General features: G+C 35.1%; 10 protein-coding genes, 1 pseudogene and 1 CRISPR repeat array. Of the genes and pseudogenes, 7 read left to right on the forward strand and 4 right to left on the reverse strand.

Annotation, left to right across the window (positions count from 1 at the left end; all coding sequences use genetic code 11):
• Positions 1-94: 94 nt before the first annotated feature.
• The gene (locus H1X92_RS13575; protein ID WP_180560640.1) at positions 95-976 is read right to left on the reverse strand and encodes a LysR family transcriptional regulator; all 882 of its coding nucleotides are present in this window, start codon (positions 974-976) and stop codon (positions 95-97) included.
• Positions 977-1,675: 699 nt separating this feature from the next.
• On the opposite strand from H1X92_RS13575, the gene cas1f reads away from it, so the two are divergent.
• The 5 genes from cas1f (at position 1,676) to cas6f (ending at position 8,229) form a co-directional block, all read left to right on the forward strand.
• Positions 1,676-2,632: a type I-F CRISPR-associated endonuclease Cas1f gene (gene cas1f / locus H1X92_RS13580; protein ID WP_180560641.1), complete on the forward strand. Its 957-nt coding sequence runs from the start codon at positions 1,676-1,678 to the stop codon at positions 2,630-2,632.
• Between the two features lie 4 nt (positions 2,633-2,636).
• The gene (gene cas3, locus H1X92_RS13585) at positions 2,637-5,300 is read left to right on the forward strand and encodes a CRISPR-associated helicase Cas3' (RefSeq protein WP_202881813.1); all 2,664 of its coding nucleotides are present in this window, start codon (positions 2,637-2,639) and stop codon (positions 5,298-5,300) included.
• 292 nt (positions 5,301-5,592) lie between these two features.
• Entirely contained in the window at positions 5,593-6,582 is a 990-nt protein-coding gene (gene cas7fv, locus H1X92_RS13590) for a type I-Fv CRISPR-associated protein Cas7fv (protein ID WP_180560642.1), read from the forward strand.
• A 7-nt stretch (positions 6,583-6,589) separates the two neighbouring features.
• A complete protein-coding gene (cas5fv, locus tag H1X92_RS13595) occupies positions 6,590-7,615 on the forward strand; it encodes a type I-Fv CRISPR-associated protein Cas5fv (protein WP_180560643.1) in 1,026 nt (341 codons plus the stop codon).
• Positions 7,616-7,623: 8 nt separating this feature from the next.
• Complete coding sequence (gene cas6f, locus H1X92_RS13600) at positions 7,624-8,229, forward strand: type I-F CRISPR-associated endoribonuclease Cas6/Csy4 (protein ID WP_180560644.1); 606 nt, start codon at positions 7,624-7,626, stop codon at positions 8,227-8,229.
• Between the two features lie 131 nt (positions 8,230-8,360).
• A CRISPR array of direct repeats spans positions 8,361-9,829; the repeat unit is 28 nt; unit sequence GTTCACTGCCGCATAGGCAGCTTAGAAG.
• 434 nt (positions 9,830-10,263) lie between these two features.
• Here cas6f and H1X92_RS13605 read toward each other — a convergent pair.
• Positions 10,264-11,412, reverse strand: a complete 1,149-nt coding sequence (locus H1X92_RS13605) for a hypothetical protein (protein ID WP_180560645.1) — start codon at positions 11,410-11,412, stop codon at positions 10,264-10,266.
• Between the two features lie 111 nt (positions 11,413-11,523).
• Here H1X92_RS13605 and H1X92_RS13610 point away from each other — a divergent pair, with 111 nt between their 5' ends.
• A complete protein-coding gene (locus tag H1X92_RS13610) occupies positions 11,524-11,760 on the forward strand; it encodes a hypothetical protein (RefSeq protein ID WP_180560646.1) in 237 nt (78 codons plus the stop codon).
• Between the two features lie 131 nt (positions 11,761-11,891).
• Here the strand turns inward: H1X92_RS13610 and H1X92_RS15640 are convergent.
• Positions 11,892-11,987, reverse strand: a pseudogene (locus tag H1X92_RS15640) (IS6 family transposase); the annotation flags it as partial.
• Positions 11,988-12,187: 200 nt separating this feature from the next.
• On the reverse strand, positions 12,188-13,441 hold the full coding sequence (locus H1X92_RS13620; RefSeq protein WP_225507055.1) for a phosphatidylserine decarboxylase family protein: 1,254 nt from the start codon (positions 13,439-13,441) through the stop codon (positions 12,188-12,190).
• 1,587 nt (positions 13,442-15,028) lie between these two features.
• On the opposite strand from H1X92_RS13620, the gene H1X92_RS13625 reads away from it, so the two are divergent.
• Positions 15,029-15,748 (forward strand): helix-turn-helix transcriptional regulator, encoded by a 720-nt coding sequence (locus H1X92_RS13625; protein ID WP_180560647.1) that lies wholly within the window; start codon positions 15,029-15,031, stop codon positions 15,746-15,748.
• The last annotated feature ends 288 nt before the right edge of the window (positions 15,749-16,036 follow it).

A 16,036-nucleotide genomic window follows, 5' to 3' on the forward strand; every position in this document is an offset into this window, starting at 1 on the left:
TTTGTTTATGTTTTATTTAATTATGTTAGCCATTTTACGCTAAAGCCAAGCAACGAGTCGTTAAATCAATGAAATAACAAACGGTGCTAATTACTTAATGATAACCAAACCACTCTTTTAATCCTGAGCTTAAAATGGCAGATATGGCAAAATAACAATAATCCGCTCGGTAATATAGCATCAATGAATGAATATTATTAACTTCATTTTTGTCGACTTTTATCTCTTTTAATTTTTTTGCCAAAATAGAATTAATAGCCATATGGTCAGGAATATAAGTAACTCCTAATCCTTTTTCAGCCAATTTCACACATGAATAATAATCAGTGGTTAACATCATTTCTGCATAAGGCAGAAAATGATATCGCTCATCATCGACCTTACCCTGTAATGAAGGATAAATAACCGTTTCAGAAGATAAAGATAAACTATTCACCCGTTCTTCTTTTGCCAAAGGGTGGGTTGGATCCGCCACTAACATCATTTGAATATCACCAACAACTTGCGCATTAATGTTGTTGTATATCTCAACACATTGTAAGCCTAAAACAAAATCTGCTTTGTTACTATTAAGGGTAAATTCAACATCAAATAAATCCGCATGAACAATATGTATTTCAACAGCGGGAAATTCCTTCTTTAATTTTAATACTACATCAGCAATCGCCTCTTCAGGAATCAATTGATTAAATGCTAATCTAATGGCGGCAGGATCTTTATTATTATTTAAAGCGAAAGAAAACTTTTCTAATTTTTGCAAAGATAACAAAAACATTTTAACCTTTGGTAATAAAATTTTACCATTACTATTTATATCCAAAACAGAACCATTCGAGCGTTTATCAAATAATGTATAACCTAATATAATCTCAAGTTCATTTATCCAACGACTAATTGTGGTTTTAGACTTATTTAATAATATCCCTGCCTGTAAAAAATTACCTGACTCAGCAGCAGCGACAAACGCCATCAGCATTTTATTTTCTATTTGTGGTAAGAATTTTTCATTACTGCTCCGCTGTCTGTTTTATTGAATAATTATTAATTGAAATCAATTTATAAAATTTTATAATAAAATATTATGATAATCAGACATTAACAAATATTTTTCTGCAACTAAATTTTTAATAGTATATTTAATATAAATAAATTTCATTTTTTGTAAAAAAACGTTAGGTATCGCTATCAGCGATACCTTAGTATTTCAACTAAATAGCAATGTAAAATCAAATTTAATTTATTTTTTGTTTAAACTCTATTTATTTAACTATTCAATCATCATTAGAAATTTTTAATTTTATAATAAATGAAAATAATAATAGATTAGCAGCATTTAATTAATATATAGCTCTTTAAATTAATAATATATTTCTATAATTTCAATTAACTATATTTACATAACTTATTTAGTTAATAAAAAGTCTCGCCCAACTAACCAATAAATTAATTATGACTAATTAGGGGAAAATAAAGTTAATACTAAGCTATATCATCAAACAACAACTTACTTAACCTAAATTTAGCTGATTTTTATGTGCTATGTCATGAAATATAAAAAAATTTTCATTAATATATGACGCTAAATAGCAACCAACAAAACACCACTTAGCAATCAATTAATCCGCTAGCGCCATTTTGCGGGAAACAATTATTAAAATGGAGTTTTAAAATAAAAATGGAACAACTGCCTCCTTCAGACTTAAAAACAATATTACATTCTAAAAGAGCTAATCTCTACTATCTAGAGCACTGTCGTGTAATGCAAAAGGATGGCCGAGTTTTATATCTAACGGAAGCTAAAAATGAAAACTGCTATTACAATATTCCCATTGCAAATACCACTGTAATTCTATTAGGCACAGGAACCTCTATCACTCAAGCCGCTATGCGAATGCTAGCCACAGCCGGCGTACTGGTCGGTTTTTGTGGCGGCGGTGGTACTCCTTTATTTATGGGTGCCGAAATCGAGTGGCTAACACCACAAAATGAGTATCGACCAACAGAATATTTGCAAGGCTGGATGCAGTTCTGGTTTGATCAAGATAAGCGTTTAGCCGCCGCTAAGCAGTTTCAGCAGGAGAGGATCAACTATTTACAACAAGTTTGGGAAAAAGATCGTGAATTGAAAAATGAAGAATTTGTTTACCAAAATAAAATAATCCAAAAAGCTCTAGAAACATTTCATGCGCGAACGAAAGTGGCGAAGGATCCCACAGAACTCTTAGCAACAGAAGCACAATTGACGAAAACTTTATATAAATATGCAGCAAATAATACCAACCAGAAAAATTTCATCCGACAACATAAATCACACAATAAAACTAATGAGTTCCTTAATCACGGTAATTACTTAGCTTACGGTTTAGCCGCCAGTTGTCTATGGGTATTAGGCATCCCGCACAGTTTTGCTGTTATGCATGGCAAAACCCGCCGTGGCGCACTGGTATTTGATGTAGCTGACTTAATTAAAGATGCGATCGTGTTGCCTTATTCATTTATTTGTGCAAAAGAGAAAATGACGGAGCAAGCATTTCGTCAGCAAGTACTGCAAAAATTAACTGAACATAAAGCGCTGGACTTTATGTTTAAACAAGTAAAAACCGTCGCTTTATCATCGGTTGCGGGAAAATAAAACAATGTATGTCACTTTTATCAGCCAATGTGAAAAAAAAGCACTGGCTCGAACACGTCGAGTACTGGATGCCTTTGCTGATCGAATTGGGAATAATACCTGGCAAACGGTGATCACAGAAGATGGTTTGATTGCAGTAAAAAAATTATTACGAAAAACTGTTAGTAAAAATACAGCGGTAAGTTGTCATTGGATCCGTTCAAGACAGCGCAGCGAACTACTTTGGATTGTTGGCAATCGTAATAAATTTAATCTGCAAGGAATAGTACCGGTGAATACTACACAAAAAGAGGTTTTTATGGATATTGCAATCAACCAAGTAAAAAAAGATGAATATTATGCCAATACTCAATTACAACCTCTAGCAGAGCACTCTTTTGCTGTCGGTTATATTGCACAACAATTATTTAACCAACTGGTTGATAACAATGAACATCGTAACTTAGCAAAAGTTGCTTATTTAGCTGGTTGTTTACATGATATTGGTAAATTAGATCTCCTTTTTCAGCAATGGGTTAAAAAAGGCAAACAAAAAGATCCTACTGAAGACGGTCAACATATTGATGTTAAATTCACGTTTGAAAAATATCCCAGACACAACGAAATTTCTTTATTAATTTTTAACGTGTTAGAACAACAAATTACTGGTTTATATAATCATCAAAAAGAAAACTTACACCATGTTATTTATTGGCATCATGCTAAACCCTATAGGCCAAATGGTGATTTTGACAGCCTGACAAAAGCATATAGTTACTTATTAAAAAATATCACCGCTGAACAATTTGAAAAATTAATTAATGATACATTATCACTATTAAAACATATAGTTAAACTTTCTAAAAATTATAATAATGTCTACGATATTGAAAAAAATCTGAATTTATCATTTGACTACACTCCAGCCTTACGGGAAAACTTCGAATATCAAATTAAAGATAAAGAATTTCCTAAATTTAAAAGATATGAAACAACTGATTCCGTCGCTATAGATAAACTAAAACAAAATATTAATAAAAATGCACACCATAACTTATTACGTGCCTGTGTTATTAGCGCTGATCGCCTAATTTCTCAATTAACCGCTAGTGATCTACTGGATTATGTTCATCAACAACGGCTGGATGAATTACTGATTGATAGCCAAGAAATGCTGTCTAACTTGCCAAGTCATTTAACACAAATAGCCACAAAATTCCCTACTAGTGAACGCAGCCAAAAACAGTTAGAAATTGCCCAAAAATTAGCAGATTTACCTGATATTGCCGTGCTCGCTGGCCCTGCGGGTTGCGGTAAAACCCAAATAGCTCTGCAATGGGCAAAATTAAAAGATGCAAAACAAATTATCTGGGTGTGCCCTCGGGTACAAATATGCCAGGGGATTTTCCAAGAATTAATCGATACCTATCTACCCGACGCAAAAATCGAAATTTATACCAGCGAATTTAAATATACCAATTCATGGGGAGAAGCAACCGATGAACAAGCCTATTTTTCTGGTGATGTCGTTGTTACCACCATTGATCAAATCTTAAATTCCATTGTCACCCACACCAAAGTAAATAGTTTATTACCATTCATGGGCTCACACGTTGTGTTCGACGAATACCATGAATATATGACGATGGAAATATTCAATTTGCTCTTTGCCGAATTGATTGCCAACAAGCGGATGCGGGAGAAATTCAACAAAAATACTTTATTGGTCTCTGCAACATCTCCTTATCTATACTTACAAAATATCATTGGGTTACATGAAAATGATGTAATTGAAATGGCCTCGTTTAATCAAAGTAATTATCAAATCAATTTTATTGAATACAATGATGAATCCATCGATGACAATCCCTTCTACAAAAAATATTCCGATAATACTTTCGTTATTAGTAATACTGCCCAAACCGCCCAACTCAGTTTTATTCACAAAAAAAACCACGAAAATGCCGTATTATTTCACTCCAAATTCAAACGAAGTGATAAAAAATATTGGTTTAACGAAGTCTATGAGAGTTTTAAAAAGCAGGGTTCAGGCAAATATGATGTTTTAAGAAGTGGCCCAATTGTGCAGGCATCACTTAATATTAGTTGTGATTTTATGTTGAGTGAAATGACCTCACCAGAAAACTTGTTACAACGCATTGGCCGCCTCGACCGTTTCGGTGAAAATCAACAAGGTAATATTATACAAATTGCCATTACCCAAAGTGTTAAACAAGGAAAATGTATTGGAAAATCTGCCTATTTTCTTAACCGGTTAAATAGCCTGCAAATCTCAAAAGCCTGGTATGAATACTTACAGGATAAACTCGCTAACCAACAATTTAAACTAACGCAACTCTATCAATTGCATAAAACATTTTACACCTCAGATTACGGAATAAAATCTGCAACCGCTGATTTAGCAAAAGCATTGCAAAATAGTATCATGCTAACTAATAGTAAAGTCACTGAACCGACAAAAATCATAAAAACCAAAACGACTCTACATAACACCAAGATTAGCAAAAGTTCACTACGAGGCGACAGTCGATTTATACAGTTAGCGGTGTTAAATCTCAATAATTATCAGCAACCAAAATTTGAAAATTTCTATGCTTATCAACCACCACTAGACGATATAACCGAATTTGATAATTTAACGGAATCACTCACCGCCATTAAGGACTAAGGCCTACTGGATTTTATTGCGCAAAAACATGGCAATATTGATGTTACTCATCCAGTTAAGGGTATTCCAGCTAAGAAATATCAAGCCAGATGTAAAGTATTAGAAAACTACTCGAGAGATGCAGAATATCCGCTGTATTTAAGTTATATCGAAGACGATCTAAACAAAGTTGGTGGTACTCATGTTCGTCATCCAGAAGCCATTTATTATGCCACTTGTGATAAACAGCCTGTGGGCACAATTGCATTACAAAAACTGCAAATTTTAACTATTAATAAAGAAGGAAAATAACATGACTAAAGTAACCGGTATTAAAAGTGTTGATTTTAAAATCACGGCTTATGGTTATGGTGTGGTTAACTGGAATGGCCCCACCTCTTTAACAGGAGATAATGGTAAAACCGTTGATAATCATACTTTACCTAAATTACGCGGATTTTCCAATTTATCAGGTAAAGTTAAAGAAAATGGTTATAAATATAGAAAAGAAATTTCAGATATTAATTTTAAAGAAACTCCCCTATATATTAGCCAAAACTGTATTCGACATCATCTATTCCGTGAGCAATCTTTTGACCTACACTATGCGAATGACAAAAATATCCTTGAGATCTTGGCTTCGATTACAGGTTTGATCCGTGGCTATGTTGTGCCTACAAGTCAATACAAGAGGACCAGTCCATTATTGATCACAGACTTTATTGACCAACTGGGTAATGGCAATTTTGAACAAATGTCAAATGCCAGTTCAAGTGAAGAAAAAAATGAGGCTGATGGTACCAAAAGCTACAAACGCGGAGAAAACTCTATTTTTTCTAAAACTACCTTTGGCGATACTCAATATGTCGCTTATGGTTCAATCAACATCGAACAACTGGCATTTATCTCTTTAGATAAAAAGTTTGATAGAGCATCAATGGTGATTAAACAAGGTGAAGGTGAAAATGTTGCCCAACACATACAACAATTTATTAAAAGTTTAGACCCCACCAGAGAGCCAAAAGCGGTTTTTCATGCTAACTATGTGCGTAACGGCACTATCTATCACGAAGGCGAAGTCGGCATTCTATTAGACAATACCGCTATCGATATTTTAGTTAACGAAACCCTCGATAGATTACGCAATCTAAGCATTAAACAAGCTAAAGGCTATATGTATGTTGATGAAGTTGAAGTGGATTATAACGATAGTAATAAAATGATGCGGATCAAACGTCACCCAGAGCAATCCAGTATCGAGCCACAAAATGATTATGCGGTTTATTTTACTGCCCATGAATAGGTGAATTATGCAAATTATTATCGAATATGAAGCATCATGGCGTAATTCATTTTTAGATGGCTCTAATAATGAAGAGCTACAACCAAAAGGCCGTAAATTCATTGCCTTAAAACAAGAATTAAAGAAAAAAAATACAGCTAATTTTAAATATCGTCCGATATCGAAAGACACAATAATAGGTATATTGAATCGATTAATTGGCGAGCAACGTAAACTCTATCAAGCTCGTCAAGATCCTGATTACTACTTTAAAACTATCGAATCGATATTAACTGAGCAGGATATCAAAGATAATGCCACCCTCACCCAAGAATTGGTTTTTATTAGAAATATGTCAGGAGAAGATCCAAATTGGTTTACCGGTATGATTAAATCCAATGATCCAGCGTTTAAGTCAGACTTTTCGCCACAATTATGGGGCACTCTATTTCTTAGTTTAGATGAAGTTATTCAGTTTATTTTAAATGATGATTTTCAATTCACACCAAGCATATTTGAATTTGATCCTATTGTTATTATTAATCGCTTAGAAGAATTAAAGAAAATTAAAACAACTAAGTTACCAACTGAGAGCAAAAAAGCCTTTGAAAAAATTCTGGACAAATTTAAAGATATTAAATTCACACTAGAAGATTTTCCTAAACAAAAAGTAATTAGCTTTTACACCGCCGCGGTATATATACAAATTTTACGTCTAAAAGCTCAATATAATTTAACCCATATTTTAACTAAACAAGGAAATATAAGTGGAATTGCAAAGACTGGATCTATTACTCCAAAAGACTTTATGAGTACATATACTACCGGCAAAAAAAAACTAGTTTGGGGAAATCCCTATATTTTAAAAGAAAAAAAGAAAGGTGAAGGTGAAGTCGTTCAATCTCTGACTAAAGCAAGTGGTCGTTTAGCAATCACATTAAATATTCCTAAAGAGCAAGCACGTGATCTAGAACAAAAGATCGAAGATGCGGGCGTTTCTTCTTTTTATATAGGAAAAAAAGGACTTGCTTATGTCACAGATATTCGCATTTAAGGAATGATATGAAGCATTATATAGAAGTGACATTAATCGAAACAAACGACTTTCCTCTTTATCAATTATGGTCAACAGTCTATATGCAATTACATATAGCCTTTGTTGAGATAAAAGATCAAAATGGAAAAATTTCTATCGGTCTCTCTTTTCCACAATATTATTTTAACCAAGAGAAAAACATTAGCTTTATGGGTAGTAAACTCCGGCTTTTTGCTCAAACAGAGAAAGAATTAAAAAAACTTAATCTAGCTAAATGGTTAGCTCGTTTAATGGATTATGTGCATATCACAACCATACGTAATGTTCCTGAACATAAAGTAACTGGCTATGCTATTTATAACCGCAAACAAGTTAAAACTAATGCAGAACGTTTAGCCCGACATCGTGCTAAACGTGGTGATATTGCTTTTGATGAAGCCTTAAAACGTTATCAAAATGTCGTGACAACAACGGACTTACCCTATATTAAATTAGAAAGCCTCAGCTTATCTAATCACAATAACAAACATCATTTTAAATTATTTATCACCAAAAACAACACAGAGTGTACTAACAACCAAATCTTTAGGACTTACGGATTAAGTTCAGTGTCAAGCGTACCTGAATTTTAACCCAATATTTTTTGCTTTTTAAAAAAATAAATCAAAATCAATAAGTTATAATAGCAAATAAAAACTTAGGTCAAACCGTTATTTTTGTTCTAACTTGCTGTTATAACTTTATTTTTTATTGTAGTATTGTTGTTCACTGCCGCATAGGCAGCTTAGAAGTTATCACCGAAAATAGAGAAAAGAGTTTTAATGTTCACTGCCGCATAGGCAGCTTAGAAGATGTTCTGCGCAGCATTTAAAAAAGCCATAAAGTTCACTGCCGCATAGGCAGCTTAGAAGATCTTCATAACAACATTCAAAATCGCAAATGCGTTCACTGCCGCATAGGCAGCTTAGAAGTATAAATCAGAGTATGCAGAACAAGCGCGTAAGTTCACTGCCGCATAGGCAGCTTAGAAGAAGCCCAAGTCTTGTTTCATCATTGAGTAAATGTTCACTGCCGCATAGGCAGCTTAGAAGTTCTGTAAATCACTACTGGTATCACGCAAAAAGTTCACTGCCGCATAGGCAGCTTAGAAGAACATATATTACTGATCACGCAGAAAAGCTAAGTTCACTGCCGCATAGGCAGCTTAGAAGTCTATCAACCATGTATACATCAGAATATAAATGTTCACTGCCGCATAGGCAGCTTAGAAGTGTTTTGACACAATCTGATATTGAGCACATAAGTTCACTGCCGCATAGGCAGCTTAGAAGAACAAATCAAAATGCGGTCGTTTCTATTTCACGTTCACTGCCGCATAGGCAGCTTAGAAGTTGTCTCTTTAATCGCAAGGGTAATTTTGAAAGTTCACTGCCGCATAGGCAGCTTAGAAGTTTTTGAGGCCAAGGAAGGCACGACGTAAAATGTTCACTGCCGCATAGGCAGCTTAGAAGTAAAACCGCCTCGCATCACATGACGACGAGCAGTTCACTGCCGCATAGGCAGCTTAGAAGTATTGATTCTATTATATTATCGCCTAAAAAAGGTTCACTGCCGCATAGGCAGCTTAGAAGTATTTGCTGCCTCAATCGGCAACGATTTAATGGTTCACTGCCGCATAGGCAGCTTAGAAGAAATCCACAAATCCTAGATAAAATGCTAGTAGGTTCACTGCCGCATAGGCAGCTTAGAAGTTGAGAAATAAGGGAAATGTTAATACCAAACCGTTCACTGCCGCATAGGCAGCTTAGAAGACGAGGGTATGTCTACTATAGCCCCTTCATAGGTTCACTGCCGCATAGGCAGCTTAGAAGATTTTAAGAGATTTTATTATGAAAATGCGTTCGTTCACTGCCGCATAGGCAGCTTAGAAGTTACCTAAATGGAGAGAAAGCTAACTTTAAACGTTCACTGCCGCATAGGCAGCTTAGAAGTGTATCCCCAGATCGAGAAGGAGTAGAAGCTCATTCACTGCCACACAGGCAGCTTAGAAACCATAGTCCCTTTCATGGATAATGCTTTTCTTGGTTCACTGCCACACAGGCAGCTTAGAAAACTAATGCCAATAAAACCGATAAAAGACGTACGTTCACTGCCACACAGGCAGCTTAGAAAACTAATGCCAACAAAACCGATAAAAGACGTACGTTCACTGCCACACAGGCAGCTTAGAAATTCACGATTACCGTGATTTTTTCATCCAGCTCTTTTTCTTTCAGATCGATAACTGAGTAAGTTGGCAAATCACTATTTCTATTTTGACTAACATTAGTGGTTGGAATGATTGCGATCATTGCAAGGGATTGTTTGATATTGCCGGCAATCACAGCTTCAATCGTCGGTTTTAATGCTGGGTTTGTCTAACAATCTTACGTATGACAACAGTATCAGAGGCACTGCGTTCGAGAGTTAATTTAAATGGCACGCCACTTTCATAAGATTTAAGTTGTTGTCAGTCACCGGAAAGAACAATACGTCTGCCTTGTCCGGTAATATTATTTAATAGGATGGCGTAGATTTTGTTGCCGATCATTCAGCTTTTATTAATGATAAACAGGCTATTTATCGACTAAGATATAGATTTTCATCTTAAAAAATATATTTTGCATTTATTTTTTTGCCGTTTGGGTCGATAGAAATGTATAACCTGCTGTCCAGCGAACATCAGTATTATTGTATTTTTTTACTCCTTGTAATGTAGCATTAGCCAGTTTTAAATAGTCGTAAAGTAGGTTATATACAAATGTTCCATTAGAGCATTTAAATTGCGGCTCATGATAGTCCTTTTGGGGATCTCGCTCTAGCAAAATTTTAATGTCATCATAACTTTTGCAATTATCAATCAAACTTTTTTTCAATTTTTCCTTTTCCGGTTTTTGATTGTCGAAAAAATCTAACGTGTAATTAAGCGCACTTAGTCCAATAAAATTGGTCTTTTTCAATGCAGAAATTTCAGCCGTTTGTTTCAGTTTGCTATAAGCAATATTATCATTGTGGATCACTTTGTCATAAGCTTGATCACATAAATTAAAATTAAAGCCTAAAGATTTTTCATAACCCAAGGGGTAACAGGTTTGCTGTAGATTAATTTTATTCATTGCTGAACGTACTGAATTAGCGCCAAAACCTAGCAGACTCTCACTCCATAAATAGTAAATTTTACCTTTAAGTCTAATAGGATGTGTACCAGCTAGGCTCGAGTCTTTAGTGTCAAAAGTGATCTGAGTAGATGCACCTCCCATTTCAATAATACCTAGTGTGTTATCCGTTCCCAGTTTCTCCGCAAGCTGATTAATATGCACCCAAGCGAAGACCCCCTCTTCACCGCCAGTAATCGTACGAATCTGACCCGGCTTATAGCCTGCCTGTATAATACTTTGCCGCACATTGCCATAAATTGCACTTTGTTGCGCATCAGTAAGTTTTCGCATTCCAGCGGTACCCAATACATTGATTTCTATATTATTATCGCTGTTAGAAATTTTACTTCTGAGCTCTTTAATTAACGGTAGGATCACTTCATTACCGGTACTATCGACATTGGAAATAAAACTTGATAGCGCCTTGCTATCTTTAGATACAGCAATTTGCGTAACTTTATCTACTGATGACTGGTATAAATAGGCTCGGGTTTTACTACTTCCCGCATCAAATACTATAGAGTACTCGCCTAGAGATTCAGATGCGTTAGTTAACTTGATAAATGCGAAAAACAAAAGAAAAAAACTATAACTTCCTGAGCTGCAGATTTTTTTCATTTTATATCCACTCCACTAGTTGATAGTTTAAAAGGCATATTGCACATAAGATCCTGAGTACAACACTGATATCTACTCCAGTTGGCAATAATCATATTTGATAATATTGTTATGACGTTTTATCTGTCTTTGTTCAACGCCAGGCAGGTATCTTCCATTATTTTACATGGTAAAAATTTATCGAGAAAGCAATATACAAAAGTACTAATATTAGTATTGATGGCATCACGAATATCAACGACACTGTTGCAAAAATCTAACAATAGTAGACTGTCTGTTATTTTGGCACTGTGGCAAAAATCTAACAATGGTAGAATGGCTGTTATTTTGGCACTGTTACAAACATGAGTATGGCGGAGCTTTTGCACAATAACAGAGGATAAGATTTCAAAAACGCTGTTCACCAGCCTTACCTCATCCAGGGGATGGCCATAGTGGCTCTGTCTGACCTTTACGCTGCGCCCGAATCACTTCAATTTCTTTATCGTAGCATAAGCGGTTTTCATCGATTTGAACCCTAGAGTAGCATTGATTATCCGTTTCAACATACCATGATCACATTCGAGGGCATTGTTTTGCTATTTTATCTGGCAGGCATGGCAGATTATGTAACTTATAAAAGTAGGCCCGAGTGTAATTTAATAAATTTCAAGAGGAAGTGATTTTTTTAAGACTCACTTTCTCTTGCGCTGTTAGAATAAACCGATAAGTTTTTCAGCTTTCTGAGGCAACTCCTAATAAGCCAACATATAATTGACTTATTAAGTTAAGTTTTTTATTTAACCGTTGCAATACGGGAATTAATAGGAATGTTATGGCTATCTAAACCAGGTGTTTGACCATGTAAATCAAATTCTAGTGAAACTTCTGGACGAAAGATTAAGCAATGAGTAGAGCCACCAAAATGGAACATCCCAATTTCTTGACCTTTTGTTATATGTTGACCTTCATAAACTATAATTTCACAGGTTGATACTTCAGCCATACCTACCGCCATAAAACACATAAGACCAATTTTTGGTTCATCAGCTTCAATAAATATCAGCGCTCTGGTCGCAACTTCATTGATATACCCTTGCGATTTATTAGGCGCTTCTGGATCGAATCCCATACTAATTGCTTGAGAGTAATAACTACCATTAATTAACTTAGTTTTTATAACCTTGCCTGAAACAGGCGCATGCCATCGATGATAACTAAGAGCGCTAAGAAATGCTTGATAAATAGTTCCGCCAACAAATTTATCTACTAATGGATCGTTATCCAACATATATTGCAGTGCATAATTTTGGGCTTTAATCCAAAAATTATCTCTTAATTTTACGTTGCGAGCTAATCTGTAAGGGGATGATTCACAAGCATTGATTATCACACTGTTATTATCTGGCTCAGCGACTGGGCGAACGCCTTGCCGAAACTCTCGTGTAAAAAAATCATCCCATGATTTAAAACCATAGTGCGCAGCTGCAGGATCACATTTAAAATCACTAACAAAAGTCGGCATTGCTTTTTTAGCATCTTCACCCAACCACCCATGTTTCGGATCCTCATTCAATACATAGGTGCTTTCAGGTGATTTTAAAAACATAGCCCATTCATTCAGCATGGCTTTTAAATGATGATTAATTTCATCATCTAAAAAGGCACTCCATCCTGAATTTGTCGCCATTGACCAATCTAAAATAGCATTAAAAGGGAAACCGACCAGTCCTGTTTCATCAAAATCTGGAGCATGCGTCATTATCACGTTGAATAATTCTAACATATGTTGATAGTCACGAACTTGAGGTAAGCCAGCAGGTTGATCTTTTTTATCTGCCTTATCAAACATTTGATTAAAAAACATATAGGCTTTAGGATTTGACTCAATGAAATCTTTTAAATTCTGAATAGACGGTAATAATGGAGCATGACTAATTTCTGCTTTATCTATAATCTTACGCATCCAATTTGCTAATGTAGTCTGATCTGATGGCATCCAGTTACCGATTAAATAGGTTTTATTACTTGGTTTATCTATTATTGCCATGGTGATATCTCTTTTATTAGTTTAAGTTTACAAATAAATTTAAACTAACAACGGATAAGTTTAAAATTAAAATGTTTTAATTATCATTAAAATATATTGTCAAACAAACCGTTTAATGTTTGCTATGTGCAACAAAATCAGGGTATTTTGCAAAAAAAATTTAATAACAAGTAGGTGGTCGTTGCTGAAATGCCACTTTAAAGGACATAGAAAGATAATCTCTTAAAATTAGCGCCTATTTAATATAATGGTTCCCTTAACTACCCACGTTTTTTGCTGAAACTAGGTAAAAATAGGGCAAATCGGGACAGTATATTATTTTAACAATCCTAAAGGTAAATGCTGCTTCAAAGCTCCTGAAATTGACTGCCTGCTATGTGCCAAAAGCAGCAGCGACGTTCAATGTTACCGAGTATTAATCTGCAAGTAGTAGTAGACTGAACATACAAAAGTAGAGCCTTAGAGCCTCTGCCGGATCGATAAAGCCATTTCATTCTGGAGGAACTGTAGGATGACAATCAGGAGCAATAGTTTTTACCTGAAACAAACAATTGATATGACCGTGGATGTGGATAGCTAAACGCTGCATAGCACATTAAAGTTTAGCGGTTTTGAGATCTCGGTGTTTACTCTTAAAAATTATGCATCACCCGCCGAGCCTGCTTTTTTTGTATTTACCTGTAATAACAGAGAACTTATCTGTACTCCGTAACGGTAAAGCTTACACCATCTAGGAAATAAGGCTGAATGAGTTAGTTGTCTCAGCTGATTACATCACTATGGAAAAGTAGCACACGCATTTTGATAAATTTGAACTTCATCTGACGGGAATTTCATTCTGGATTTAGGGACACAGAGGTTTTACCCTTAACAGTGATTGTATTGAGCGGAACATCAGCACTGAAAAAATCAGTAAGCCGTTCAGCTTTGATTCTGCCCTATAGATTCTCTCTCACAATATCCCTATCGATACTCATAGTGAAACAGCTGTCGAGAGTCATTGCAATATTGAGCACACGCTGTTCACAGTGGCACAGTTAGCTTAGAAATTCTGGTCAGGCCAATTATTTAATTGTAGGGCAATTCACTGCCAAATAGGCAGCTTAAAAAAGGTAAAGACGATACATTTGTGTTAACTTTTGCTTTACTACACCTAGGCAGCTTAAGAAGTGTGTGCAAAGTCCGACAATTCCGTCCCCTCGTTCACTGCTTCATAAGTAGCTTAGAAGATATAAAACTGTATCATAATCTGACCGAAATAGTTCACAGCCGCATAGGCAATTTAGAAGTTTTGCGATAACATCAAGGTATAAATTAACTGGTTCACTACCCCATAGGCAGCTTAGAAGTTGGAAAATGATTAACAAAAACAGAATATCGATGACATAGTCAAAAAAATAGCCAATGACAATCGCTTTGCTAAACAACTGCAACAAATAGAACGGGATATGCTAGGTGGCATTATGGCAGAAAAATCCTGTGTGATTAGCAATCAAATACTCTGTCAGTCGAAGTCAACGATATCAAAAATCATTAAGGCATTTTAGCAAAAACTTATCACCATCACTTGCAACAGGAAAAAATTTAATGCCGAAAATTTTTTTTTCGAATACAGAAAAAAATAATTATATCAAGCAGCATCTGGATAAACAATTAGCTAAACATGACAAGGTAAACTATGTCTACGCTGTGATGAATAAAAAAAACACCGATGACATGATGAACATTAGTGATTTAGCTGATGAGCTTGTCAGTAATTATCTTGAAAAGAAAACTCAATACATTGATCCTGTTATTATTAAAGCATTAAATCAGTTTTCGTCTTTTTCTTGGGATGAGAATATTAAAATTAACTCCATATGGCCGGTTAAAAAAGTCTTTGAACCAATAAAAACGCTTAATATTAGCGGTTATGCTTTTGTTTTACATGATCACCTTAATAACTTAGCCCTGTTATCGCTATACATAGATAAATTTTTAATAAAAGATATTAATTTTTTTATTAATAGTAATAAAGATGCGCTTCAGGGACTGTTAATTTATACTCATGAAATGTTGCTTGCACTCTATCAGAATGAAAATAAACCCGAGAAGATTATATTTTCACCCCGTGAATCAGAAGTACTTTACTGGTGCAGTATTGGAAAAACCTATTCAGAAATAGGCACCATACTTAATATAAGTACTTATACTGTAAAATGCCATATTGGAAATGTTGTAAAAAAGCTTGGCGTTATTAACGCAAAACATGCCATCAGCTTAAGTGTAAAACTTAATCTTATTTCTCCCCCAACAGGTAAAAAATAAGCTTTGTTCTGAGGATAGCGCACAACCGGATATAATTTAGGGAAACCATCAATACTAATTGGGGAGGCAGCATCAGTATACCCCCATCGTCTAATTAGGGTTCGTGTGCTAAACTTGGTACATTCGGCGTAACAGGGTAAGTTGGCTTTATCAAGAATAGTATTAAATTCGCTAAACAGATCATCAACTAAACCTCTACCTCGGCAAGAACGTTTTACTGCAAGAAGAGATATATAGTAATGATGAAAAGTTTGTGGATGATGTTGCTCAAGCCCATCTATAAACGCG

The organism is Arsenophonus endosymbiont of Apis mellifera, assembly GCF_903968575.1.
Taxonomy (GTDB): domain Bacteria; phylum Pseudomonadota; class Gammaproteobacteria; order Enterobacterales; family Enterobacteriaceae; genus Arsenophonus; species Arsenophonus apicola.